Annotated in this window: 19 protein-coding genes; 12 read left to right on the top strand and 7 right to left on the bottom strand. The window is 73.3% G+C overall.

Going from position 1 to position 22,842, the window contains the following annotated elements:
- Positions 1 to 18: 18 nt before the first annotated feature.
- The gene (locus AC3RJ8_RS14545) at positions 19 to 1,176 is read right to left on the bottom strand and encodes a Gfo/Idh/MocA family protein (RefSeq protein ID WP_489713275.1); all 1,158 of its coding nucleotides are present in this window, start codon (positions 1,174 to 1,176) and stop codon (positions 19 to 21) included.
- 28 nt (positions 1,177 to 1,204) lie between these two features.
- Positions 1,205 to 3,172 (bottom strand): DUF6807 family protein, encoded by a 1,968-nt coding sequence (locus tag AC3RJ8_RS14540; protein WP_489713274.1) that lies wholly within the window; start codon positions 3,170 to 3,172, stop codon positions 1,205 to 1,207.
- Positions 3,173 to 3,428: 256 nt separating this feature from the next.
- Here AC3RJ8_RS14540 and AC3RJ8_RS14535 point away from each other — a divergent pair, with 256 nt between their 5' ends.
- The 4 genes from AC3RJ8_RS14535 (at position 3,429) to AC3RJ8_RS14520 (ending at position 8,472) form a co-directional block, all read left to right on the top strand.
- Positions 3,429 to 4,352 (top strand): carbohydrate ABC transporter permease, encoded by a 924-nt coding sequence (locus AC3RJ8_RS14535; protein WP_489713273.1) that lies wholly within the window; start codon positions 3,429 to 3,431, stop codon positions 4,350 to 4,352.
- Positions 4,345 to 5,298, top strand: coding sequence for a carbohydrate ABC transporter permease (locus tag AC3RJ8_RS14530; RefSeq protein ID WP_489713272.1), 954 nt, complete (start codon positions 4,345 to 4,347; stop codon positions 5,296 to 5,298). Before AC3RJ8_RS14535 ends, AC3RJ8_RS14530 begins: the two co-directional genes overlap by 8 nt.
- Positions 5,299 to 5,380: 82 nt before the next feature.
- On the top strand, positions 5,381 to 6,727 hold the full coding sequence (locus AC3RJ8_RS14525; protein WP_489713271.1) for an ABC transporter substrate-binding protein: 1,347 nt from the start codon (positions 5,381 to 5,383) through the stop codon (positions 6,725 to 6,727).
- A 146-nt stretch (positions 6,728 to 6,873) separates the two neighbouring features.
- Complete coding sequence (locus AC3RJ8_RS14520; RefSeq protein ID WP_489713270.1) at positions 6,874 to 8,472, top strand: UxaA family hydrolase; 1,599 nt, start codon at positions 6,874 to 6,876, stop codon at positions 8,470 to 8,472.
- A 106-nt stretch (positions 8,473 to 8,578) separates the two neighbouring features.
- On the opposite strand, the gene AC3RJ8_RS14515 is transcribed toward AC3RJ8_RS14520, so the two are convergent.
- Positions 8,579 to 9,058: a MarR family winged helix-turn-helix transcriptional regulator gene (locus AC3RJ8_RS14515; RefSeq protein WP_489713269.1), complete on the bottom strand. Its 480-nt coding sequence runs from the start codon at positions 9,056 to 9,058 to the stop codon at positions 8,579 to 8,581.
- 93 nt (positions 9,059 to 9,151) lie between these two features.
- On the opposite strand from AC3RJ8_RS14515, the gene AC3RJ8_RS14510 reads away from it, so the two are divergent.
- Positions 9,152 to 11,419, top strand: a complete 2,268-nt coding sequence (locus AC3RJ8_RS14510; RefSeq protein ID WP_489713268.1) for an LLM class flavin-dependent oxidoreductase — start codon at positions 9,152 to 9,154, stop codon at positions 11,417 to 11,419.
- Positions 11,420 to 11,426: 7 nt separating this feature from the next.
- Here the strand turns inward: AC3RJ8_RS14510 and AC3RJ8_RS14505 are convergent, their stop codons facing one another.
- Complete coding sequence (locus AC3RJ8_RS14505) at positions 11,427 to 11,708, bottom strand: hypothetical protein (protein ID WP_407319121.1); 282 nt, start codon at positions 11,706 to 11,708, stop codon at positions 11,427 to 11,429.
- 165 nt (positions 11,709 to 11,873) lie between these two features.
- On the opposite strand from AC3RJ8_RS14505, the gene mgrA reads away from it, so the two are divergent.
- Genes mgrA through AC3RJ8_RS14490 form a run of 3 tightly spaced genes read left to right on the top strand, consistent with a single transcriptional unit; the run spans position 11,874 to position 14,423 of the window.
- The gene (gene mgrA / locus AC3RJ8_RS14500) at positions 11,874 to 12,935 is read left to right on the top strand and encodes an L-glyceraldehyde 3-phosphate reductase (RefSeq protein WP_489713267.1); all 1,062 of its coding nucleotides are present in this window, start codon (positions 11,874 to 11,876) and stop codon (positions 12,933 to 12,935) included.
- A gap of 4 nt (positions 12,936 to 12,939) precedes the next feature.
- A complete protein-coding gene (locus AC3RJ8_RS14495) occupies positions 12,940 to 13,800 on the top strand; it encodes a PfkB family carbohydrate kinase (RefSeq protein ID WP_489713266.1) in 861 nt (286 codons plus the stop codon).
- Positions 13,797 to 14,423, top strand: coding sequence for a nucleoside/nucleotide kinase family protein (locus AC3RJ8_RS14490; RefSeq protein ID WP_489713265.1), 627 nt, complete (start codon positions 13,797 to 13,799; stop codon positions 14,421 to 14,423). The genes AC3RJ8_RS14495 and AC3RJ8_RS14490 overlap by 4 nt, the downstream gene beginning before the upstream one ends.
- Before the next feature lie 10 nt (positions 14,424 to 14,433).
- Here the strand turns inward: AC3RJ8_RS14490 and AC3RJ8_RS14485 are convergent, their stop codons facing one another.
- From AC3RJ8_RS14485 to AC3RJ8_RS14475, 3 genes are all read right to left on the bottom strand, one after another.
- Positions 14,434 to 15,789: an FtsX-like permease family protein gene (locus AC3RJ8_RS14485; RefSeq protein ID WP_489713264.1), complete on the bottom strand. Its 1,356-nt coding sequence runs from the start codon at positions 15,787 to 15,789 to the stop codon at positions 14,434 to 14,436.
- Positions 15,786 to 16,499: an ABC transporter ATP-binding protein gene (locus AC3RJ8_RS14480; RefSeq protein WP_489713263.1), complete on the bottom strand. Its 714-nt coding sequence runs from the start codon at positions 16,497 to 16,499 to the stop codon at positions 15,786 to 15,788. Before AC3RJ8_RS14480 ends, AC3RJ8_RS14485 begins: the two co-directional genes overlap by 4 nt.
- Before the next feature lie 111 nt (positions 16,500 to 16,610).
- The gene (locus AC3RJ8_RS14475) at positions 16,611 to 17,084 is read right to left on the bottom strand and encodes an Lrp/AsnC family transcriptional regulator (RefSeq protein WP_489713262.1); all 474 of its coding nucleotides are present in this window, start codon (positions 17,082 to 17,084) and stop codon (positions 16,611 to 16,613) included.
- Positions 17,085 to 17,355: 271 nt separating this feature from the next.
- On the opposite strand from AC3RJ8_RS14475, the gene pdhA reads away from it, so the two are divergent.
- The 4 genes from pdhA to AC3RJ8_RS14455 are packed head-to-tail and all read left to right on the top strand — an operon-like array spanning position 17,356 to position 22,839.
- Complete coding sequence (pdhA, locus tag AC3RJ8_RS14470) at positions 17,356 to 18,636, top strand: pyruvate dehydrogenase (acetyl-transferring) E1 component subunit alpha (RefSeq protein WP_489713261.1); 1,281 nt, start codon at positions 17,356 to 17,358, stop codon at positions 18,634 to 18,636.
- Positions 18,633 to 19,703, top strand: a complete 1,071-nt coding sequence (locus tag AC3RJ8_RS14465; RefSeq protein WP_489713260.1) for an alpha-ketoacid dehydrogenase subunit beta — start codon at positions 18,633 to 18,635, stop codon at positions 19,701 to 19,703. Before pdhA ends, AC3RJ8_RS14465 begins: the two co-directional genes overlap by 4 nt.
- Entirely contained in the window at positions 19,700 to 21,175 is a 1,476-nt protein-coding gene (locus tag AC3RJ8_RS14460) for a dihydrolipoamide acetyltransferase family protein (protein WP_489713259.1), read from the top strand. The genes AC3RJ8_RS14465 and AC3RJ8_RS14460 overlap by 4 nt, the downstream gene beginning before the upstream one ends.
- Positions 21,172 to 22,839, top strand: a complete 1,668-nt coding sequence (locus AC3RJ8_RS14455; protein WP_489713258.1) for a carboxyl transferase domain-containing protein — start codon at positions 21,172 to 21,174, stop codon at positions 22,837 to 22,839. The genes AC3RJ8_RS14460 and AC3RJ8_RS14455 overlap by 4 nt, the downstream gene beginning before the upstream one ends.
- Positions 22,840 to 22,842: the final 3 nt, after the last annotated feature.

Genomic DNA, 22,842 nt, shown 5'->3' with positions numbered 1-22,842 from the left:
GCCGTCAGGGCGTGTGGTTCAGGACGCCCAGGGCGCCCCGAGCTCGGTGAACGTCTGCTGGGTGCGGGCCACCTGCTCGCACCACGACTCCACGTCGCGGACCACCGGGCGCCGGGTGTCGCCGTCGCCGTGCCAGGTGACGACGTCGTCCGGCACGGCGCGGGGGTCCGGCCCGGTGCGGACCGCCTCGAGCACGCGCATGAAGGCTCCGGTGTCGCGCACGTCGCACAGCAGCGTGCGCTCGGGGTCGCCGGCGGCCCGCGCCGCGTGCACGTCCAGCAGGTCTTCCAGCAACGGGGTGCGGCCGTACGTCTTGTCCATCGTCACGCGGTCGCTGCGCAGCACGAGCCGGTCGTGCTCGTACTCGAGCTCGATCTCGCCCCGGGTGCCGAGCACCAGCACGTGGGCCGTGCCCCGCTCGGCGGCGCACAGCGTCAGCCCGAACCCGTACCGGGTCCCGTCGGCCGCCGTCACGCGGACGGACGACGTGTCGTCCGCCTCGATCGGGTTCGCCCGGTACAGGTCGGTGTCCACCCAGGCCACGTCCTCGGCGCGGGTCACGCCGCCGATGCGCAGCGTGGTCGCCACCGCGTGCGCCAGCGGGTTCGTCACCACGCCGTCGACGACGTCGCGGCCGTCCAGCCGTCGCCGGCCGGCCCACGGTGCGCGCGCCCAGTAGGCGGCGTCGCGCACCCAGGTGCCGACCGCGCCGTAGCCGACGACGTCGCCGATCTCGCCACGTGCCACCAGCTCCGCCACCGCGTCGAGCGCGTGCGAGCCGAAGGTCTGGAAGCCGACCTGGCACAGCCGGCCCGTGCGGTCGCTGATCGCGACGAGCTCGGTGAGCTCGGCGAGCGACGCCGTCGTCGGCTTCTCCAGCAGCACGTCCATCCCCGCCTCCATTGCGGCCTTGGCGAGCGGCAGGTGCGTGGGGATGGGCGTGCACAGGACCACGACGTCGGGGCGGACGTCCGGGTCGGACGAGGACAGCAGGTCGCCGAACGTCGGGAACCAGGGGGTGTCCGTGCCGTGCGCCGCGTGCCCGTCGCCGGGTTCGCGCGGGTCGACGACGGCGCTGAGCCGCGCGCGTCCGGTGCCGTCGAGCCCGAGCGCGTGCTCGACGTGCTTCTCGCCGTGTCCGTGGATGCCGACGACGGCGAGGCGAACGTTCGTCATGGAGTTCTCCGTGGGTGGGTGGGGAGCGTCAGCGCAGACCGGTGGCGAGCGTGGCCGCCTCGTCGGCGTCGAGCTCACGGTCGATCAGTGCCGCGACGACACCGGTCTCGACGGTCCCGCCGGCGGGCACCTGCAGAGGCGTGTCCCAGGCGAGCGCCGGGCAGGCGCCGGGGTACTCCTCGGAGCGCAGGAACCAGTGGCGTGCGGGCGACGTCTGCGTGAGGAGGGTCGTCGTGGTCCGTTCCGTGCCACGGGCGTCCCGGTGCCGCTGGACGAACGCGACCCACGGCGACGTCGACCCGTGGGCGAGGTCCTGGCCCTCGCCGTCGGCCGACAGCACACGAGTGGACTCGGCGATCGGCAGGCGCCAGAAGACGCCGCCGTAGCCGGCGCCGGGGCGGCCGTTGGTGGCGGGGGAACGGATCTCGAGCGGACCGTGCGCGGCGTGCAGCGTCGAGCGCCATTCGAGGGCCCAGCCGTCGTCGAGCAGCCGGGCGCCGATGCGGCGCCGCTCGTCGAGCTGCGGGTCGCCGTGCTCGTCGGTCCACAGGACCGTGTCGAGCAGGAGGTTCGGCGAGAGCGGGTCGACGGTGGTGCTGGTCGACGTCTGGCGTCCGTGGTTGGGCAGCAGGGTGGGGCCGACGTCCGTGACGAACGTGCGACCGCCCCAGTGGCTGGTGCCGTTGACGTCGGCGACGGCGATGCTCACGCCGTAGTGGTGCCGGTGGTCGACGGGGCCGGACTCCGTGAGGGGCACGCCGGCCAGCGAGTGGACCGGGTGCAGGAAGGGGCGGGGGGAGTGGATCGTGGGCAGCCCTGCGCCGGACTCGTAGCGGGACAGCGCCACCCGGTCCGCGGCGCGCCGCAGGACGGGGACACCGTTCTCGACGGTCCACGCGGGTGCCTGCTCGGCCTCGCCCGGCACGGTGTCGGGCGGCGTCGGCTCGGTGGCCACCTGGACGGGCGCCTCGGCGCGGGCGGCGGTCCGGGGCACCGGTCCGGTGCTCGCCCGGACCTCGAGCCGCACCCCGAAGCGGGTCGAGTCGGCGGCGCTCGCGGTGTTGTCGATCACGGCGTGCAGTTCCCTCCAGGCGTGCCGCCCCAGCTCTTCCTGGGGGACGGCGACGGTGGTCAGGCCCGGGGTGGCGTACCGGGCGAGCTCGATGTCGTCGAAGCCGGCCACGGAGATGTCCGTGGGCACGGCCACACCGGCCTCGTTGAGCGCGGCCAGCAGGCCGAACGAGACCAGGTCGTTGAACGCGACCGCGGCGGTGACGCGGCTGGCGAGCACGGCAGGGGCGGCGGCGTGGCCCGCCGCGATGTCCGACCCCGCGGTGATGTCGACGATCTCCAGGTCGGGGTGCCGGTGCTCGCACAGGGTCAGCCCGCGGCGCCGGGCGCCGTCCGAGACGGAGGCCGCCGGCCCGGAAAGGTACGCGATGCGGCGGTGCCCGAGGTCGATCAGGTGCTGGACCACCTGCACGGTCGCGTCGGCGTAGTCCACCACGAGGCTGGGGGTCCCGCCCGCGACCTCGCGGTTGATGACCACGGCGGGGGAGACCTCGGGCAGCAGCGCGTCGAGGGCGGCGTCGGGCATGCGGGGCGAGACCAGGATGAGGGCGTCGCAGCGGTGCCGCGCCTCGCGGGCGATCGCGGCCTCGGCGCTCGGGTCCTCGGCCGAGTCGGCGACGAGCACGCGGTAGCCGTCCTCGCCGGCCGCTGACGAGACCCCGCCGAGGATCTGCTGGAACACGGGGTTTCCGAGGTCGGGGACGACCAGCGCGACCGTCGTCGTGCGGCCCAGGGACAGGCTGCGTGCGACGTTGCTCGGGCGGTAGCTCAGCTCGATCGCGGCCTCCTGCACGCGGGCGGAGATCGCGGGGTCGACCGTGCTCCGGCCGTTCATCACCCGCGACACCGTCGCTCGGGAGACGCCGGCCGCCTGTGCGACGTCGGCGATCGTCACCCCGGGACGGCGTGTCTTCGCGCCGGGCATCTTTGCCTCCGTCCTCGCGTCACGCGTGGATCACGCGTGGATCACGGTCTGATCACGGCCGACGTCCCTGACGCGGGGTCGGTCCAGAAGATGACGGTACACCATGGGAAACCGGTTCCTCCTGTGGTACGTTCCTCGACAGCAACCGGTTTCCCGGGGCTGGGGCACGGAGCCTCACGGCCGGCGGATTGCGATCGACGACGATCGGGAGGACGACGATGGTGTCCATCACGGCGCCGCACGGGGAGGTGCGGCCATGTCTGTGATCCAAGAGGTCGCCAAGACCCGTGGCGCGAGCCGCGAGACGCGCAAGGGTGACGGCAAGGCAGCCGCCATCTTCCTTGCCCCCTGGTTCCTCGGGCTCGGGCTGATCACCGCCTTTCCCTTGCTCGCCTCGCTGTACCTGTCGTTCACCGACTACAGCCTCCTCGAGGCGCCTAGCTGGATCGGGATCGAGAACTACCAGCGGATGTTCGAGGACCCCCGCTGGCTCCAGTCCCTGAGCGTGACGCTGCGCTACGTGCTCATCTCGGTGCCGCTGCAGCTCATGGCGGCGCTCGGTCTGGCGATGGTGCTGGACCGCGGCCTGCGCGGGCTCGCGATCTACCGGTCGGTGTACTACCTGCCCTCGCTGCTCGGCAGCTCGGTGGCCATCGCGCTGCTGTGGCGCCAGGTGTTCGGGGCCGACGGCCTGGTGAACCAGGTGCTCGCCTACTTCGGCATCGAGGGCTACGGCTGGGTCTCGCACCCGGACTACGCGCTGGGCACGCTGATGATCCTCAACGTGTGGACGTTCGGCGCGCCGATGATCATCTTCCTCGCCGGGCTGCGGCAGGTCCCGGCGATGTACTACGAGGCCGCCTCGATCGACGGCGCCTCCAAGATCCGGCAGTTCTTCACCATCACGATCCCGCTGCTGAGCCCGATCATCTTCTTCAACCTGGTGCTCCAGCTCATCGGAGCCTTCCAGTCGTTCACGCAGGCGTTCATCGTCTCCGGCGGGACGGGCGGTCCGGTCGACTCGACGCTCTTCTACACGCTGTACCTGTACCAGAACGGCTTCAAGTCCTTCGACATGGGGTACGCCTCGGCGATGGCCTGGTTCCTGCTCCTCATCGTCGCCGGCATGACCGCCGTCAACTTCCTCGCCTCCAAGTACTGGGTCTTCTACGATGACTGACACGCCCGTGCGCCCCGACGCACCCACCCAGACGACGACGAAGCCGCCCGTGCGGGAACGACGCTCGCTGTCCGAGGTCGCCGCCCAGGTCCCCGAGGTCCCGCGCCGGCGCAAGGCAGGCCCGCAGGTCCGACGAGTCCTCAAGCACGTCCTGCTGATCGGCTTCGGGCTGATCATGCTCTACCCACTGCTGTGGATGCTCTCGAGCTCGTTCAAGCCCAACGAGATCATCTTCCGTGAGCCGGGCCTGATCCCCAGCGCGATCGACCTGTCGAACTACGGCGAGGGCTGGAACGCGCTGCTGCACCCGTTCCACCACTACCTGCTCAACTCCGCGATCATCGTGCTGGGGTCCGTGGTGGGGAACCTGATCTCGTGCTCGATGGCGGCCTACGCGTTCGCGCGGCTGAAGTTCCGCGGCCGGCCGATCTGGTTCGCGATCATGCTCATGACGATCATGCTGCCGATCCACGTGATCATCGTGCCGCAGTACATCCTGTTTTCCGAGCTGCAGTGGATCAACACGTTCCTGCCGCTCATCGTCCCCAAGCTCCTGGCCACGGACGCGTTCTTCATCTTCCTCATGGTCCAGTTCTTCCGCGGGCTGCCCAAGGAGCTGGACGAGGCGGCGCGCCTGGACGGCTGCGGGCACGGCCGCATCTTCCTGCAGATCATGCTGCCGCTGTCGCTGCCGGCGCTCGCCACCACGGCGATCTTCACCTTCATCTGGACCTGGAACGACTTCTTCAGCCAGCTGATCTTCCTCACCCGGCCGGACATGTACACGGTGCCCATCGCGCTGCGGACCTTCATCGACGCCACGAGCAACAGCTCGTGGGGCCCGCTGTTCGCCATGTCGATCGTGTCGCTCATCCCGGTCTTCATCGTCTTCCTCTTCGGCCAGAAGTACCTGGTCAAGGGGATCGCCACGACAGGCATCAAGTAACCGCTCCGACGAGGCTCCCGACGGCGGGGGCTCCTGCTAGATGACAACGACGACGTTTCGTCACGCACACCCAAGGAGAATCATGCGAGCAACGACGACCACTCGGCGTGGACGGACCCGCGCCGCCTTCATCGCCATGACGGCGGCCGGTGCGATGGCGCTGGGAGCCTGCGCCGGAGGATCGAGCGGCGGCCCGGGCTCCGAGAGCACGCAGGCCGAGGACGACGGCGGCAGCGACGGCGACGGCGTCGAGATCCGCTTCTCCTGGTGGGGCTCGGACGACCGGCACCAGACGACCCAGGAGATCATCGACCTCTTCGAGGAGAAGAACCCGGGCATCACGGTGGTCCCCGACTACACGGACTGGGGAGGCTACTGGGACAAGCTCGCCACCTCGACGGCGGGCGGCGACACCCCGGACGTCATCACCCACGAGGAGCGCTTCATCGCGGACTACGCCAGCCGTGGCGTGCTCGCGGACCTGGAGTCCCTCGACATCGACACCGCCGAGATCCCCGAGACCATCGTCGACGGCGGCCGCGTCGACGGCACGCTCTACGGCCTGGCCACCGGTGTCAACGCCTACGCGATGATGGCCGACCCGCAGATCTTCGCCGACGCGGGCGTCGAGGTGCCGGACGACACGACCTGGACGTGGGAGGACTTCGTCAACGTCTCGGGCGAGCTCTCCGAGGCCGCCGGCGACGACGTCTACGGCACCCAGGACATCGGGTTCAACGAGGCCGGGCTCAGCATCCTGGCGCGGCAGAAGGGGCAGAACCTCTACAACGAGGACGGCTCCCTCGGGGTCGACGCCGCCACGGTCGAGGAGTTCTTCCAGATCGGGCTCGACCTGCAGGAGAACGGCGGTGCGCCGGACGGCAGCCGCACCGTGGAGATCCAGAACGCGGGCCCGGAGGGTTCGCTGCTCGGCACCAACACCGGTGGGATGGGCGTGTGGTGGTCCAACCAGCTCGGCGCGCTGAGCTCGGCCTCGGGCAGCGAGCTCGAGCTGCTGCGGATGCCGGGCGAGACGGAGTACGAGCGGACCGGCATGTACTTCAAGCCCGCGATGTTCTACGCGGTCTCCGCGACCTCCGAGCACCCGGAGGAGTCGGCGATGTTCGTGGACTTTCTCCTCAACGACCCCGAGGTCGCCGCGCTCCAGCTGACCGACCGTGGCCTGCCCTCGAACCTGTCGGTGCGCGAGTCCATCCTCGGTGACCTCGAGGCCGCGGACGCCAAGGTCGCCGACTTCATGGCGGACCTCGAGGACGAGATCGTCGACGGCCCGCCGGTGCCGCCGAACGGTGCGGGCGACGTCCAGGACATCATGATCCGCCTGAACTCCGAGGTGCTCTTCGGCTCCATGACCCCGGCAGAGGCCGCTGAGGCGTTCCTCTCCGAGGTCGAGGCTGCCACCTCCTGAGCCACCTCGGTCCCGAGCCGATGCCACGGCTCACCTGACCCGAAGGGTGCGGGGCCGCCGACCGGAACCTCCGGCGGCCCCGCACCCGACGGTCCCAGCCCCGCCGACCGGTGGGGCTGTCGCCATGTCGAGGACGGAACCACCTGATGAACGACCTGCTCGTGCTCCGCCAGGGTGACGACGTCGCCGTCGCCACGCGCGACCTCACCCCTGCCGACCGCGCCGTCGCGCCCGACGGGACCACCGTCGTCGTGCGCGAGACCGTGCCACGAGGCCACAAGGTCGCGCTGCGGCAGGTCGCCGCCGGGGCGCCGGTGCACAAGTACGGTCAGGTCATCGGCGTCGCGTCGGCGGACATCGCCGCCGGCGACCACGTGCACTCCCACAACCTGGGCTTCGACCCGGGTGAGCGTGAGGCGCCGCTCGGCGGTACGCACACCGAGCTGACGGTGCCCGACGACGTCCCGCGGCCCACGTTCCGTGGCTACCGCCGCGCGGACGGCCGGGTCGGGACCCGCAACTACCTGGCGATCCTCACGAGCGTGAACTGCTCGGCCACGACGGCGAAGATGATCGCGGAGCAGTTCCGCGGTGCGGCGCTCGACGAGTTCGAGCACGTCGACGGCGTCATCGCCCTGACGCACACCTCGGGCTGCGGGCTGGTGCCCGACTCCGAGGGCGGCCAGATGCTGCTGCGGACCCTGCGGGGGTACGCGGCGAACCCGAACGTCGCGGGCGTGCTGGTCCTCGGCCTCGGCTGCGAGATGGTGCCCGGGGCGGCGCTGTCCGCGCGCTCCGGCTCCGTCGCCGATCTCGGCATGCCGGGCGTCGGTGCCCCGGACGACGCCGCCGGCGCCGGGCTGCTGGCCGCGATCCCGGAGGACACCGTGGTGCGGTCGATGACCATCCAGGAGACCGGGGGAGTGCGCGCGTCGGTGCGGGCCGGTGTCGAGGCCGTGCGGGCGATGCTGCCCGCGGTGGACGCTCGTCGGCGGACCGAGTGCGACGTCTCCGAGCTCGTCCTGGGCCTGGAGTGCGGCGGGTCCGACGGCTACTCCGGGATCACCGCGAACCCGGCGCTCGGCTGGGCGTCGGACCGGATCGTCGCCTACGGGGGTACGTCCGTGCTCGCCGAGACGCCCGAGGTCTACGGGGCCGAGCACCTGCTCACCGCGCGGGCCACGTCACCGGGCGTCGCGAAGAGGCTGCTGGACCGGATCGACTGGTGGCGCGACTACGTGGCGGCCGGGCAGGGCACCCTGGACAACAACCCCTCGCCCGGCAACAAGGCGGGCGGCCTGACGACGATCCTCGAGAAGTCGCTCGGTGCCGTCGCCAAGGGCGGCACGGCCGACCTGACCGCGGTGTACGAGTACGCGGAGCAGATCACCGACCGCGGGTTCACCTTCATGGACACCCCCGGCTACGACCCGGTCTCCGTGACGGGGATGGTGGCCGGCGGCGCCAACGTCGTGGTGTTCACGACCGGGCGCGGGTCGGTGTTCGGCTGCCAGCCGACGCCGTCGATCAAGGTCGCCACGAACACCCCGATGTACGACCGGATGAGCGAGGACATGGACGTCAACGCCGGCCGGATCGTGGACGGCACCGCGACGCTGGAGGAGGTCGGCGAGGAGATCCTGGCGAAGATCCTCGCGGTCGCGTCCGGCGAGCAGTCGGTGAGCGAGGAGCTGGGCATCGGTGCCGAGGAGTTCATCCCCTGGCACCTCGGCGCGGTCACGTAGCCGCTCGCCGTTGTGGGTATGAAATCTCCCACCTGGGGCGTCCCCAGGTGGGAGATTTCATACCCACAGCGGGACGGCCGCAGGGCTGGCGAGCTGACCCGCTCTGTCAGACGTTGCCGTCGACGGCCTCGCCGACGACGGCGCAGCGGTCGTCGTGCGGGGCGGCACCGGTCGCGGCCTGCTCGAGCAGCGAGCGAAGCGCCGTGCGCTCCGCCGGAGCCAGGGCGGCGAGCAGCTCGTCCTCGGCGCGGGAGACCTGGGCATCGAGGGCGGCGACGACGTCGCGTCCGTGCGGCGTCGCGACGATCCTCCGGGCGCGTCGGTCCGCCGGGTCGGGCTGACGTCGCGCCAGCCCGGCGGCGTCGAGCTCGTCGAGCAGGTAGGTCATGACGGTCCGGTCGATCCCGAGCCGGGCTGCGAGCGCGGCCTGGGTCGGCGGTTCGTCGTGCACGACGGCGGCGAGCACCTCGTAGCCCCGCGCGCCCTGCGGGAGCTCGCCGCAGGCGGTCGTCACCCGCTGCCTCCACTCGCGCAGGAGCGCGGCGAGCGACCAGCCGAAGGGCGAGGGGGCGACGGGTGCGGGCATACCGGCATCGTAGCGCGGAATGCGATGTCGTCGAGATGAGTTGCCAGGTATATCGTCTGCTGTGCAGATTACCTCTCGGCACCTGGAGCCTCCATGACCGACTACGGCCACGACCTGGTCCTCGGCACCTTCGTCACCCCGTCGAACCGCGACCCGCAGCAGCCCGTCCGTCTCGCGCAGGCCACCGAGGCGTCCGGCCTCGACCTGGTGACGTTCCAGGACCACCCGTACCAACCCGGGTTCCTCGACACCTGGACCCTGATCTCCTACGCGGCCGCCGCCACCGAGCGAGTGCACCTGGCGGGCAACGTGCTCAACCTGCCGCTGCGGCAGCCGGCGGTGCTCGCCCGCTCGGTCGCCAGCCTGGACCTGCTCACCGGCGGTCGCATCGACCTGGGCCTCGGTGCGGGCGGGTTCTGGGACGCCATCGAGTCGATGGGCGGCACACGGCTCACCCCGGGGGAGTCCGTGACGGCGCTCGCCGAGGCGATCGCGATCGTCCGCGGCATCTGGGACGCGGGTGAGCGACGCGTGCTGCGCACGGACGGCGAGCACCACCGCGTCTCGGGCGCCAAGCGCGGCCCCGCGCCGGCGCACGACGTGCCGATCTGGCTGGGTGCGTACAAGCCGCGCATGCTGCGGCTGGTCGCACGTCAGGCCGACGGCTGGCTGCCGTCCCTCGGCTACCTGCAGGACGGCGACCTGGCCCGCGGCAACGCGATCATCGACGAGACCGCCGAGGAGGCCGGGCGCCATCCTGCCGAGATCCGCCGCCTGCTCAACGTGCAGGGCGCGATCACGGCCGACCGACAGGGCTTCCTGCAGGGGCCCGTCGAGCAGTGGGTCGACGAGCTGGCCCAGCTCGCGCTGGAGGACGGCATCGGTACGTTCGTCGTGGCCACCGACGACCCCCGGCAGATCGCCGTGCTCGGCCAGGAGGTCGCCCCCGCCCTGCGGGAGCTGGTTGCCCGCGAACGTGGCGCCACCGGCACGCAGCCCGCCGCGACACGGCGAGGGCGGGCGGCCATCGAGCTGCGTCGCGACCGGATCGACTACGACGCCGTCCCCGGCGCCCTCGCGAGCACCGCCGTCGAACCGGGGGACCGCTCCTACGACGCGGTGCGGCACAACTACCTGCGCTCCGGGGCGCCCGGGCTCGTCCTGCGACCGCGCAGCGCCGCCGAGGTGGCCGAGGCCGTGACCTACGCCCGGTCCCAGGACGTCCCGCTCGGCGTCCGGTCGGGCGGGCACGGCATCAGCGGCCGGTCGACCAACGACGGCGGGATCGTCGTCGATCTCGGGGCGCTGGACGGCATCGAGGTCGTCGACGAGGCCACGCGCCGGGTGCGGCTCGGTGCCGGGGCGACGTGGGGCCGCGTCGCCGAGACGCTCGCCCCGCGGGGCTGGGCGATCAGCTCCGGCGACTACGGCGGGGTCGGCGTCGGCGGGCTCGCGACCGCCGGGGGTATCGGGTTCCTCGGGCGCACCTACGGGCTGACGATCGACCATGTCGTCGCCGCCGAGGTGGTCACCGCCGACGGGCGCGTCGTGCACGCCTCGGCCGCGGAGAACCCGGACCTCTTCTGGGGGGCGCGCGGCGCGGGCGGGAACCTCGGCGTCGTCACCTGGGTCGAGGTCGAGGCGATGGAGCTGGGCGACGTCGTGTTCTCGCAGATGGCCCTCGACGCCTCGGACACCGCGGGCCTGCTCGAGCGCTGGGGCGCCGCCGTCGAGTCGGCGCCCCGCGAGCTCACCAGCTTCCTGATCCTCTCCCCACCGCGCCGCGGCCAGGGCCCGGTGGCCCAGCTGATGACCGTCTACGCCGGTGACGAGACGGAGGCGGCGGTGCGACAGCTGGAACGGCTGGCGGACGCCGGGCCGCTGCTCGATCACCAGGCGTACCTGCTGCCCTACGCGGGCGTCGTGCAGGCGGGCGACAAGCACCACACGGGTGGCGGCGACCCCTCGGTGCGCTCCGCCCTGGTGGCTCACCTCGACACCGCGACGTCCCGGGCCTTCGAGCGGGTCGCGGCGTCGGGCGCGGCGCACTTCCTGCAGGTCCGGGCCACGGGCGGGGCGGCGCACGACCTGCCCGGCGACGCGACCGCGTACGCGCACCGGCGGCAGAACTTCCTGCTGTCGGCGATGTCGCCGTCGCAGGAGGCGCTCGACGTCGTCTGGGACGCAGAGATGCTGCCGCACGCGGACGGGCTCTACCTGTCGTTCGACACGGACACGCGCCCGGAACGGCTCACCGATGCCTTCCCCGAGCCGACCCTGACGCGGCTGCGCACGGTCAAGCGGGACTGGGACCCGGAGAACCTCTTCCGGGCCAACTTCCCGGTGCCGCCGGCGGAGTAGCCCGCGCTCAGCCGTGCCCGATGCTCGCCGCGAGGGAGAACAGCACGACGCCGAGCGCCACGACGCCGATCATCGCTCCGACGAGCCCGCGGGCGGTGCCGGGCCGGCCGTCGCGCTCGGCGACATGGATGCCGAGGGATCCCAGCACGATCGACACGACGGCGAGCGGTGCGGCCACCCAGTCACCCACCACGGGGACGGCCGCCAGCACCAGGCCGGCGACACCCAGAGCGATCGACCAGTCGCACACGGCGGGTGCGTGCTTGCGCGCCCGGTAGCCATCGTCCATCCGTCCTCCGTCCCGCACGCATCCTAGGCCTCGGACGCCCGCGTCCGCCGTGGCGACCACGCCCGTCGCCTCCGTGGACCCCGACGTGGTCCGCGAGGCCCTGGACGTGGACAACCGGGTCTTCGACGTCGGCAACGAACGTGACCGCCGTGCCAGGATGACGGCATGCCTCTCGCACCTCGCTACCTGGCCGCCAGCACCCGCTACGACGCGATGACCTACCGCCGCACCGGCCGTTCCGGCCTCGACCTGCCGGCCCTGTCGCTCGGGCTGTGGCACAACTTCGGTCACGTGAACCCGCTGGAGACGCAGCGCGCGATCCTGTGCCGCGCGTTCGACCTCGGCGTGACGCACTTCGACCTGGCGAACAACTACGGCCCGCCGTACGGCTCGGCGGAGGAGAACTTCGGGCGGCACCTCGCGGCGGACCTGCGTCCGTACCGCGACGAGCTGGTCATCTCCACCAAGGCCGGCTACGACATGTGGCCCGGCCCGTACGGTGACCACGGCTCGCGCAAGTACCTGCTGTCCTCGCTGGACCAGTCCCTGACGCGGATGGGGCTGGACTACGTCGACATCTTCTACCACCACCGCCCCGACCCCTCCACACCGCTCGAGGAGACCATGGGTGCTCTCGCGTCGGCCGTGCAGCAGGGCAAGGCGCTGTACGTGGGGGTGTCGAACTACTCGCCGGCGCGCACGCGGGAGGCGGCCGGGATCCTGGCGGACCTCGGCACGCCGATGCTCATCCACCAGCCCAGCTACTCGATGTTCAACCGGCACATTGAAGGCACTGCGGATCCCGACCGATATGACGGCCGGCAGAGCGAGTCGCTGCTGGACGCCGTCGAGGACCTGGGCGTGGGCACCATCGTGTTCTCCCCGCTGCAGCAGGGGCTGCTCACCGGGCGCTACCTGTCCGGCGAGGCGCCCGCGGGCTCCCGCGCGGCCCGCTCCGACTCACCGTTCCTGTCGAGCGACGCACTGAGCGAGACCTACCTCGAGCGGGCCCGCGCCCTGAACGAGATCGCGCAAGCGCGCGGACAGAGCCTCGCCCAGCTCGCCCTGAGCTGGGTGCTGCGGGACTCCCGCGTGACGTCGGCGCTCATCGGGGCGTCCTCGGTGGCGCAGCTCGAGGACAACCTCGCGGCGCTCGACGCCGGGCCGCTCACCGAGGACGAGATCGCCGCGATCGAGCCGTACGCCGTCGACGGCACCGGCCGCTGATCCGATGAAGACCTGCTGGTTCGTGGGCCTGACGACGCTCGACGTCGTGCACCGGGCGGCCGGACGGCCGGGCCGCGACGAGAAGGTGACCGCCTCCCGTCAGGACGTCGCGGCGGGTGGTCCCGCCGCCAACGCCGCCGTGGCCGCCGCCGCGCTGGGGATGCGGGCCGTGCTGGTCACCGCGCTGGGCGACGGCCCGGTCGCGATGGCCGCCCGCGGCGACCTGGCGGCGCACGGCGTGGAGGTGCACGACGTCGTCGGCGGCCAGGCCTTCCCGCTCGCCGTCTCGGCGGTGCTCGTCGACGATGCCACGGGGGAGCGGTCCGTCGTCTCCGCCGACGCGGCGCTCGCCGACGCCACGGCGCCGGTGAACCTGCCGCAGCTCCCCACGCCCGACGTCGTCCTGCTCGACGGGCACCACCCGGCGATCGCGCGCGCGGTCGTCGAGCATCTTGACGGCAGCACCCGGCGCCCGCCGGTGGTGCTGGACGCCGGGCGGTGGCGACCGGTCTTCGAGGACCTCCTGCCTGCCGCCGACGTCGCCGCGCTGTCCGCGGACTTCACCGTCCCCGGGCACGACGACGGCGCGGCGGGCGCGCGGGCGCTCGGTGCGGGAGCCGTCGTGGTCACCCACGGTGGCGGTCCGGTCGAGTGGTTCGACCAGTCCGGCTCCGGCACGGTCGACGTCCCGGAGGTCGAGGTGCGCGACACGCTCGGTGCGGGCGACGCGTTCCACGGCGCGCTGGCCGCGGCGCTCGCCGAGGGCTCGCCGCTGCCGGAGGCGTGCACCACGGCCGCTCGCGTGGCGACCACCCGGGTGCAGCACGTGGGCCCGCGCGCCTGGCTCGCGCAGGTGCCCCGGTGAGCACGACGGCGGAGCTCGTCGATCGCGCCCGCGGTCTGGCCGTGCCGGGCCGGCGGACCGTCCTGGGGATCGTCGGGGCGCCCGGCTCGGGCAAGTCGACGCTGGCGGGCGAGCTGGTCGCGACGCTCGGGCCGGAGCGGGCCGTGGGTGTCGGGATGGACGGGTTCCACCTGTCGAACGCGGTCCTGGCCGCGCTCGGCAGCACCGGCCGCAAGGGCGCGATCGACACCTTCGACGACGCCGGGTACGCCGCGCTGGTCGCGCGCCTCGCCGACGCGCGTCCCGGTGCCCCACCGGTGTACGCGCCCGTGTTCCGGCGCGAGATCGAGGAGCCGGTCGCGGCCGGGGTCGAGGTGCGCGCCGACGTGCCGCTGGTGATCACAGAGGGGAACTACCTGCTCGCCTCGTCGGGTGCGTGGCCCGCCGCAAGGGCCCGCATGGCCGAGGTCTGGTACGTCGAGGTGCCCGACGACGTCCGCCTGGCCCGTCTCGAGGCCCGGCACCGCGCGTTCGGCAAGAGCGCCGAGGAGGCGCGGCGCTGGGCGCGCGGCTCGGACCAGGTGAACGCGGAGCTCGTCGCGGCGACGCGGGGTGCCGCAGACCTGGTGGTCGAGCTCGCCTGACATCGCCCGGCTACAGCACCCGCTCCGGGCGCGCGAGGATCGCGGGCACCAGTCGTGCGCTGAGTCCCGCGGCGCCTCGCACCAGCGCGAAGCCGGCGGCGAACACCGCGAGGGACGTCGCCACCGCGATCGGCTGCATGAACACCGCCATCCCCACCAGGGGCGCCAGCAGGACCGCGGCGCACAACGCGGACCCGCCGGCCACCAGCCACAGCGCCGACATCACCGCGCGCCGGGAGGCCTCCGCCATCACGGGGCGCGGCACGCCCAGGCGGTCCAGCGCCACGTGCACGGGGGCGCGGTCCAAGGTCGCCGCAGCCTGGTTGATCCCGACCGAGCACGCCACCATGAGGAACGACGCCGCCACGGTGACCAGCACGCCGGTCGAGATGTCCCGGAGCAACCACTGCTCGGACGCGTCCATCCCCGTGGAGGCGGTCTGTGCCGAGATGGCCAGGCCGACCGCGCCGAACACCCCGACGAAGCTGGTCATCGCCATCCCGCTGACCTGACGCCACGCGGCTTTCGGGTCGTCCAGGACCATCCGCGCGGCGAGCAGCCGGGGCACCGTCTGCGCCTTCCTCGCCTGGCGACGCGCGCGGAGCTGGACCACCCACGGTCCCGCGAAGTCGAGCGCGAGGAGCATGGCGGCGAACGCCGCGGCCAGCGCGGCGACCATCGCCACGATGCCGCCGACCTGCCCGAACAGGCTGAGGCTCTGCGTCGCCAGGATGCCGAGCAGCACGACGCACCCCGCGAGCAGGATGCGACCGCGGTGCACCCGTCCGGCACGCTGCCGGGTACGCACCCCGAGCGGTGTGACGACGACGGCGCGCAGCCCGACGACGGCGCTCGCGGCGGCCAGCAGGGTCACGGCGAGCACGATGAGCGGCAGGGCGTACCAGGGCAGCCACATGTCGACGCCGAGCGGGGTGCCCCGGAACGACAGCAGTCCCACGAGCGGAGCTGTGGCGGCGTAGACGAGGATCCCGGCCACCGCACCGACCAGGGCCGACGCCGCCGCCTCGAGCACCGTCAGGGCGGTGACGGTCCCGCGTGTGGCTCCCAGCAGGCGCAGGGAGGCGAGACGCTCGTCCCGCCGTCGGGCAGCCAACCGTGCCGCCGACGCCCCGACCGTGGCCAAGGGCACGATCAGCAGCGCCAGGGCGATCGTCGCCAGGGACGCGTAGGTGGGGGCCAGCTCGTCGGCGCCGCCGTAGAAGGACTGCGCGCCACCGGCCACCAGCGCGACCAGCGCCGTGACCACGGTGAAGGCGACCACGGGCAGGGCGGCGGCGAGGCGGTCGCCGTCGCGCCGGCGGGCGAACAGCGGCGCGATCTGCAGCGCGGTGCGCACCGAGCTCATCGCGTCGCCTCCTGCGTGGCCACGGCGGTGTCGGAGACCACGCGGCCGTCACGCAGGGTGACGGTGCGGGCGCAGCGGCGGGCGACGTCGACGTCGTGGGTGACGACGACGAGGGTGCGGCCGGCCTGCACCGCGGACAGCAGGACGTCCAGCACCTCGGTGGACGTGGTCGAGTCGAGCGCGCCCGTCGGCTCGTCGGCGAAGAGGAGCCGTGCCCCGGTGACCTGCGCGCGGGCGATGGCGACGCGCTGGGCCTGCCCGCCCGAGAGCTCGCCGAGCCGGCGCTGCTCCAACCCGGCCAGACCCAGGTGCGCGAGCCACTGCGCGGCCTCACCCTCCGCCTGGGCGCGCGGGGCCCCGGCGAGCATGCGCGCCACGGCGACGTTCTCGAGCGCCGTAAGCTCGTGGAGCAGGAGGCCCTGCTGGAACACGAAGCCCAGCTGCTCGCGGCGCAGGCGAGCGCGACCGTCGTCGTCCAGGGCGGTGACGTCGACCGGACCGGTCGCCGCGGCCAGGGTGACGGTCCCGGCGGTGGGCCGCAGGATGCCGGCGAGGCAGTGCAGCAGGGTCGTCTTGCCGGAGCCGGACGCGCCCATGATCGCCACGGACTCGCCCGGAGCGACGTCCAGGTCGACGTCCGCCAGGGCCGGTGCGGTGCCGCCCGGGTAGCGCATCTCCAGCGCGCGGGCCTGCAGCAGTGAGGTGGTCATGTGTCCACCGTGCCTCGCGGGTGGCCGCGGCGTCGTCGGACCTGGGTGGGATCCGTCCGCGGAGGTGTCCACCTGCGGGTGGACGCGGTCTCAGGGTTCGCCCGGAGGCCGTCAGAGCCCGCGGCGGAGCTTCTCCACCAGCGGCTGGATCCGGTAGGGCACCAGCTCGCCCATCGACAGGGCCGTCTCGGTGCGCTGCACGCCGTCGATGCGCAGGATCGCGGCGTCGATGCGGAACAGGTGGTCGGTGTCGCGGCACACGACGTGCACGCGCAGGTCCGCAGCGCCGCTGTGGCCGTAGGCCTGGACGACCTCGGGGATCTCGGCGAGCTCGGTGACGATCCGGGCGAGCTCCTGCTGGTGCACGGTCACCTCGATGAAGGCGGTCAACGGGTGCCCGAGCACGGCCGGGTCGATGCAGCGGTCGAACTCGCGGAACGCGCCGGCCTGCTCCAGGCGGGTGAGGCGGGCGGCCACGGTGTTGCGCGAGATGCCGAGCCGCTGGGCCAGGGCGACGGTCGTCGCGCGCGGATCCTGCGAGAGGGCCCTCAGCAGTGCGAGGTCCACGGCGTCGATGCTGTGCACCCGCTCAGCCTATCCGCCGACGCGCCCGATTCGTTCGGCAGTTCCGGTCGCGTTCGGCAGTTCAAGCTGCCGAACGCGACCGGAACTGCCGAACGACAGCGGGCCCTCACGGCGTGCACCGGGTCGAGCACTCTGCTCGTCCGGGCATCGCGAGGCCGAGCATGATGCTCCGTCGCGCCGACGGCGGTGGTGCGGTGTGACCCGCAGCGTTACGTTCGCCACATCGGCGCTCGACGAGGAGCGCCGGCTCCGATGCGAGGTGAGGCCACCCATGCCCAGCACCACGGATCCGAGGACGCGGCGCCTGTCACGAGCGGGCCACGAATCCTCGGTGGACAGCGCCCACGGCGGCGCGCGGGACCATGCGCCCGCGCCTGCCCACCCGGCTCCGGCGCCCGAGGGCGTCGACCCCGGCGACGGGACCGTCCGGCTGATCGACGCCGACGGGACCCGCCGACCGGATGCCACGTACGACCGCTGGGTCGAGGACGTCGACCACGCCGCTCTGCGGGACCTGTACGAGGACATGGTCGTCGTGCGCCGCATCGACACGGAGGCCACCGCCCTGCAGCGCCAGGGGCAGCTGGCCCTGTGGCCACCGCTGCTCGGCCAGGAGGCCGCCCAGATCGGGTCCGCCCGGGCGCTCGAGACCGACGACTTCGTGTTCTCCAGCTACCGCGAGCACGGCGTCGCCCACGTGCGCGGCATCGCCGGCGCGGACCTGCTGCGCGTGTGGCGCGGCGTGACCGGCGCCGGATGGGACCCGCACGAGGCCCGGATGGCGCCCATGCAGGTGATCATCGGTGCGCAGGCCCTGCACGCCGTCGGCTACGCCGTCGGGATCCTCGCCGACCAGGAGACCGACGAGCGGGGCGAGGCGCCCGGCTCCGGTGCCACCGCCGGGGCGCCGCCGACCGAGGCCGTCATCTCCTACTTCGGCGACGGCGCCACGAGCCAGGGCGACGTGGCCGAGGCGTTCACGTTCGCCTCGACCTGGACCGCGCCGGTGGTGTTCTTCTGCCAGAACAACCAGTGGGCGATCTCCGAGCCCGTGTCCCTGCAGTCCAAGGTGCCCCTGGTGGAGCGCGCCCGCGGCTACGGCATGCCGGGTGTCCGGGTGGACGGCAACGACGTGCTGGCCGTGCTCGCCGTGACGCGCGAGGCGCTCCACCGCGCGCGCACCGGCGGTGGACCGACCTTCATCGAGGCCGTCACGTACCGCCGCGGGCCCCACACCACCGCCGACGACCCCACCCGCTACCGCACGTCCGCCGAGATCGAGCACTGGGAGGCCCGGGACCCGATCGACCGGATCGCCGCCCACCTGCGTGCCGAGGACGCCCTCGACGACGACGGCGAGGCTCGCGTCCAAGCGGCCGCCGATGCCGTCGCGGGCGAGCTGCGCGCCGGGGTCACCACCATCGCGGACCCGTCCTGGCAGGACGTCTTCGCGAAGGTGTACGCCGAGCCGCACGCCGAGCTCAAGGCCGAGCGGGACGCCTACTCCCGGTACCTCGACGGGTTCGAGACAGCCGAGGGAGGCGGACGATGACCGGCTCGACCACGCAGATGACCCTGGCGCAGGGCCTCAACGCGGGCCTGCGCCAGGCGCTCACCGACGACGACCACGTCGTCCTGCTCGGCGAGGACATCGGCGCGCTCGGCGGGGTCTTCCGCGTGACCGACGGGCTCCAGCGCGAGTTCGGCCCCCGCCGGGTGGTGGACACGCCGCTCGCCGAGTCGGGGATCCTCGGCACCGCCATCGGCATGGCGTACCGCGGCTACCGCCCGGTGGTCGAGATCCAGTTCGACGGGTTCGTCTACGTGGCGTTCGACCAGATCGTCAGCCAGGTCGCCAAGATGCACGCTCGCACCCGCGGCAAGGTTCCCATGCCGATCACCATCCGCATCCCGGTGGCCGGCGGCATCGGTGCGGCGGAGCACCACAGCGAGTCGCCGGAGACGTACTTCGTGCACACCGCCGGGCTGCGGGTGGTGTCCGTGTCGAACCCGCAGGACGCCAGCACGGTGCTGCGCCAGGCCATCGCCTGCGACGACCCGGTCGTCTTCTTCGAGCCCAAGCGGCTCTACCACGTCAAGGGCGAGGTGGACCCCGCCGTCGACCTCGCCGACGCACCACCCATGGGTGCCGCCCGGGTGGTCCGCCCGGGGCACGACGTCACCGTGGTGAGCTGGGGATCGCACGTCGCCACCGCGATCGACGCCGCCGAGGCGATGGCCGACGAGGGCGCGTCCGTCGAGGTGATCGACCTGCGGTCGCTCTCGCCCTGGGACGCCGACGCCGTCACGGAGTCCGTGCGCCGGACCGGGCGGCTCGTCGTGGTCCACGAGGGCCCCCGCCAGGTGGGAGTCGGCGCCGAGATCTGCGCGACGGTCACCGAGCGGTGCTTCGAGCACCTCGAGGCACCGCCCGTGCGGGTCACCGGCCACGACGTCCCCTACCCGCCCGCCAAGCTCGAGGGCCACCATGTGCCGGATCTGGACCGCGTCTGCCACGGCATCGACCAGGTGCTGGGCCGCGTGCCGCTCGACGTCCCGACGGTCTCGTCCACGAGTGCCTCGACCGGCGCCTCCACCGGCACGGAGGTGGCCGCATGAGCACCCAGGAGTTCCTGCTCCCGGACCTCGGTGAGGGACTGACCGAGTCCGAGGTGGTCGAGTGGCGCGTGGGTCCGGGCGACACGGTGACGCTGAACCAGGTGATCGCCGAGGTCGAGACTGCCAAGGCGCTCGTGGAGATCCCCTCGCCGTACGCGGGCGTCGTCGCGCGGCTGCACGCCGAGGAGGGGCAGATCGTCGAGGTCGGCGAGCCGCTGGTCACGTTCGAGCTCGACGGGGTGGACGGAGGCCGCGGCGCCTCCGCGCCCGCGGCCGAGGAGAAGCCCGCAGCCGCCGAGGAGACCGCAGCGGCAGAGGACTCGACGGAGTCCACCGGCTCGCCCGCCATGTCGGCTTCCTCGGCGTCCGCGGACTCGTCGGCGTCGCCCGCCTCCGCGGCGTCGCCCGAGGAGTCCGCCGCGGAGGAGTCCCGGCCCAACCTGGTCGGCTACGGCGCCCGGGCAGCGCGGCGCGGCCGCCCGACCCGCCGCCCGCGCAAGCCGGTCGCCATGCCCGGAGTGCCGCCGTCGGACGGCGTGGCACCCCGCGCCACCGCGACCCGCCGCGCCACCCCAGGGGTCCGGGCGATGGCCCGGCGACTCGGCGTCGACCTCACGCAGGTCACCGGGTCCGGCCCGGACGGGCGCATCGTGCGCGACGACGTGGAGACCGCGGCGCACGGTGCACCGGGCGCACGCGCCGGCCGTCCGGAGCCCCTGGAGACCCGCGAGCCGGTGCGGGGCGTGCGCAAGCACACCGCCGCGGCGATGGTCGCCAGCGCGGCGATCCCGCAGGCGACGGTCCACCTCACCTGCGACGTCACCGCGCTGACCGAGCTGCTGGCCCGCCTGCGGGAGCACCCGCGCACGGCCGGCACGCGCCTGACCGTGCTCGCCCTGGTGGCCCGCGCCGTCTGCGTGCTGCTGCCCGACCACCCGGCACTCGTCACCCGCTGGGAGGAGTCCGACGACGGTCCGCAGCTCGTGCGCCCGGCGCACGTCCACCTGGGGATCGCCGTGGCGACCGACCGCGGGCTCGTGGTCCCGCACGTACCGCACGCCGACGAGCTCTCCCTGGTCGGCCTGGCCCGGGCGCTCGGCGACCTCACGGCCACCGCGCGGGCGGGGCGCACGCGGCCGGAGCGGCTCACCGGCGGCACGCTGACCCTGACCAACGTGGGCGTGTTCGGCGTCGACGCGGGCACGCCGCTGCTCAACCCCGGGGAGTCCGCGATCCTCGGCATCGGGCGGCTCGCGCGTCGCCCGTGGGAGCACGCGGGCGAGATCGTCCTGCGGCAGACGCTGACGCTCAGCCTCACGTTCGACCATCGGGTGGTCGACGGTGAGCAGGGCGCGCGGTTCCTCGCCGACCTGGGGGCGGTCCTCGCCGACCCGGGACTGGCGCTGCTGCTCGGCGGCTCCGACGACGGCGTCGACGACACACCGACCGACGACGAGGGGCGTGGCGCATGACCGTCCTCACCTCCGCCGTCGACCCGGCGAGCGACGCCGCCCGCACCAACGCCGACGCGCAGGGCGCGCTCGCGACGGCCCTGCGCGAGCGCACGGCCGCGGCCGCCCGGGGCGGATCGGATGCCGCCCGCGAGCGCCACGTGGGCCGCGGCAAGCTGCTGCCGCGCGACCGGGTCGACCGGCTGCTCGACCCCGGCAGCCCGTTCCTGGAGATCTCCCCGCTCGCGGCGTACGGCGTCGACGCCGGCCCGGGCGAGGTGGGCGAGTGGCCCGGTGCAGGCGTGGTGGCAGGCATCGGGCTGGTCCGCGGGCGGCAGGTGATGGTGGTCTGCAACGACCCGACGGTCAAGGGCGGCACGTACCACCCGCTGACCGTCAAGAAGCATCTGCGCGCACAGGAGATCGCGCTGGAGAACCGGCTGCCGTGCGTCTACCTGGTGGACTCGGGCGGGGCGTTCCTGCCGCGCCAGGATGAGGTGTTCCCCGACCGGGACCACTTCGGGCGGATCTTCTACCACCAGGCGCGGCTGTCGGCGGAGGGTATCCCGCAGATCTCCGCCGTGCTGGGCTCGTGCACGGCGGGTGGGGCGTACGTCCCGGCGATGAGCGACGAGACGGTCATCGTCCGGGACCAGGGCACGATCTTCCTCGGTGGCCCACCGCTGGTGAAGGCCGCGATCGGGGAGGTCGTCACGGCCGAGGAGCTCGGTGGGGGAGAGCTGCACGCGCGGCGCTCCGGCGTCGTGGACCACCTGGCCGACGACGACGAGCACGCCCTGGACATCGTGCGCGACGTCGTCGCGACCCTCCCGCCCGACCCGGAGCCCGCGTGGGACGTGGTCGAGGCGGAACCCCCCGCCGTCGGGCCGGACGCCCCCGCCGGGTCTGCACCCGGCGTCGGCGGTGCCGGGCTGGACGCCGTGGTGCCCGCCGACGTCCAGCAGCCCTACGACCCCCGCGAGGTCATCGCGCGCCTCGTGGACGGCAGCCGGCTGACCGAGTTCAAGGCCGAGTACGGCACGACGCTGGTGTGCGGGTTCGCGCACCTGCACGGCCACCCCGTGGGCATCCTGGCGAACCACGGCGTCCTCCTGCGCGAGTCGGCGCTCAAGGGCGCGCACTTCATCGAGCTGTGCGACCAGCGCGGCATCCCGCTGCTGTTCCTGCAGAACATCTCCGGGTTCATGGTGGGAACGGACGCCGAGGCCGGCGGGATCGCCAAGGACGGCGCCAAGATGGTCACCGCCGTCGCCACTGCCCGGGTGCCCAAGCTGACCGTCGTCGTGGGTGGGTCGTTCGGCGCCGGCAACTACGCGATGTGCGGCCGCGCCTACTCCCCGCGCTTCCTGTGGACCTGGCCGGGCGCGCGGGTGTCGGTGATGGGCGGCGAGCAGGCCTCGGCCGTGCTGGCCACCGTCAAGCGCGACCAGGCCGACGCGCGGGGCCAGGAGTGGGACGCCGAGGACGAGGAGACGTTCCGCCGCGAGATCCGCGACTCCTACGAGGCGGCCGGCAACCCCTACCACGCGACCGCCCGGCTGTGGGACGACGGCATCGTGGAGCCTGCTGACACGCGCCGCGTGCTCGGCATGGCGCTGGCGGTGTGCGCCCGAACCCCGCTCCCGGCGACCCAGGGCCCGCGCTTCGGGCTCTTCCGGATGTGAGGG

This window comes from Isoptericola sp. MSGPD8_1_ISO-PGPR-S23-394 (assembly GCF_058072785.1).
Note: the sequence above shows the minus strand (reverse complement) of the source record. Positions and strands in the feature narration are given on the sequence as shown.

Bases quoted from the DNA above. Each gene is read 5' to 3' on its own strand.
- AC3RJ8_RS14495 (WP_489713266.1), top strand. From the start codon at position 12,940: ATGAAGACCTGCTGGTTCGTGGGCCTGACGACGCTCGACGTCGTGCAC.
- AC3RJ8_RS14465 (WP_489713260.1), top strand. From the start codon at position 18,633: ATGACCGGCTCGACCACGCAGATGACCCTGGCGCAGGGCCTCAACGCG.
- AC3RJ8_RS14460 (WP_489713259.1), top strand. From the start codon at position 19,700: ATGAGCACCCAGGAGTTCCTGCTCCCGGACCTCGGTGAGGGACTGACC.
- AC3RJ8_RS14510 (WP_489713268.1), top strand. From the start codon at position 9,152: ATGACCGACTACGGCCACGACCTGGTCCTCGGCACCTTCGTCACCCCG.
- AC3RJ8_RS14525 (WP_489713271.1), top strand. From the start codon at position 5,381: ATGCGAGCAACGACGACCACTCGGCGTGGACGGACCCGCGCCGCCTTC.
- AC3RJ8_RS14515 (WP_489713269.1), bottom strand. From the start codon at position 9,058: ATGCCCGCACCCGTCGCCCCCTCGCCCTTCGGCTGGTCGCTCGCCGCG.
- AC3RJ8_RS14505 (WP_407319121.1), bottom strand. From the start codon at position 11,708: ATGGACGATGGCTACCGGGCGCGCAAGCACGCACCCGCCGTGTGCGAC.
- AC3RJ8_RS14530 (WP_489713272.1), top strand. From the start codon at position 4,345: ATGACTGACACGCCCGTGCGCCCCGACGCACCCACCCAGACGACGACG.
- AC3RJ8_RS14480 (WP_489713263.1), bottom strand. From the start codon at position 16,499: ATGACCACCTCACTGCTGCAGGCCCGCGCGCTGGAGATGCGCTACCCG.
- pdhA (WP_489713261.1), top strand. From the start codon at position 17,356: ATGCCCAGCACCACGGATCCGAGGACGCGGCGCCTGTCACGAGCGGGC.
- AC3RJ8_RS14520 (WP_489713270.1), top strand. From the start codon at position 6,874: ATGAACGACCTGCTCGTGCTCCGCCAGGGTGACGACGTCGCCGTCGCC.
- AC3RJ8_RS14455 (WP_489713258.1), top strand. From the start codon at position 21,172: ATGACCGTCCTCACCTCCGCCGTCGACCCGGCGAGCGACGCCGCCCGC.
- AC3RJ8_RS14540 (WP_489713274.1), bottom strand. From the start codon at position 3,172: ATGCCCGGCGCGAAGACACGCCGTCCCGGGGTGACGATCGCCGACGTC.
- mgrA (WP_489713267.1), top strand. From the start codon at position 11,874: ATGCCTCTCGCACCTCGCTACCTGGCCGCCAGCACCCGCTACGACGCG.
- AC3RJ8_RS14545 (WP_489713275.1), bottom strand. From the start codon at position 1,176: ATGACGAACGTTCGCCTCGCCGTCGTCGGCATCCACGGACACGGCGAG.
- AC3RJ8_RS14535 (WP_489713273.1), top strand. From the start codon at position 3,429: ATGTCTGTGATCCAAGAGGTCGCCAAGACCCGTGGCGCGAGCCGCGAG.
- AC3RJ8_RS14485 (WP_489713264.1), bottom strand. From the start codon at position 15,789: ATGAGCTCGGTGCGCACCGCGCTGCAGATCGCGCCGCTGTTCGCCCGC.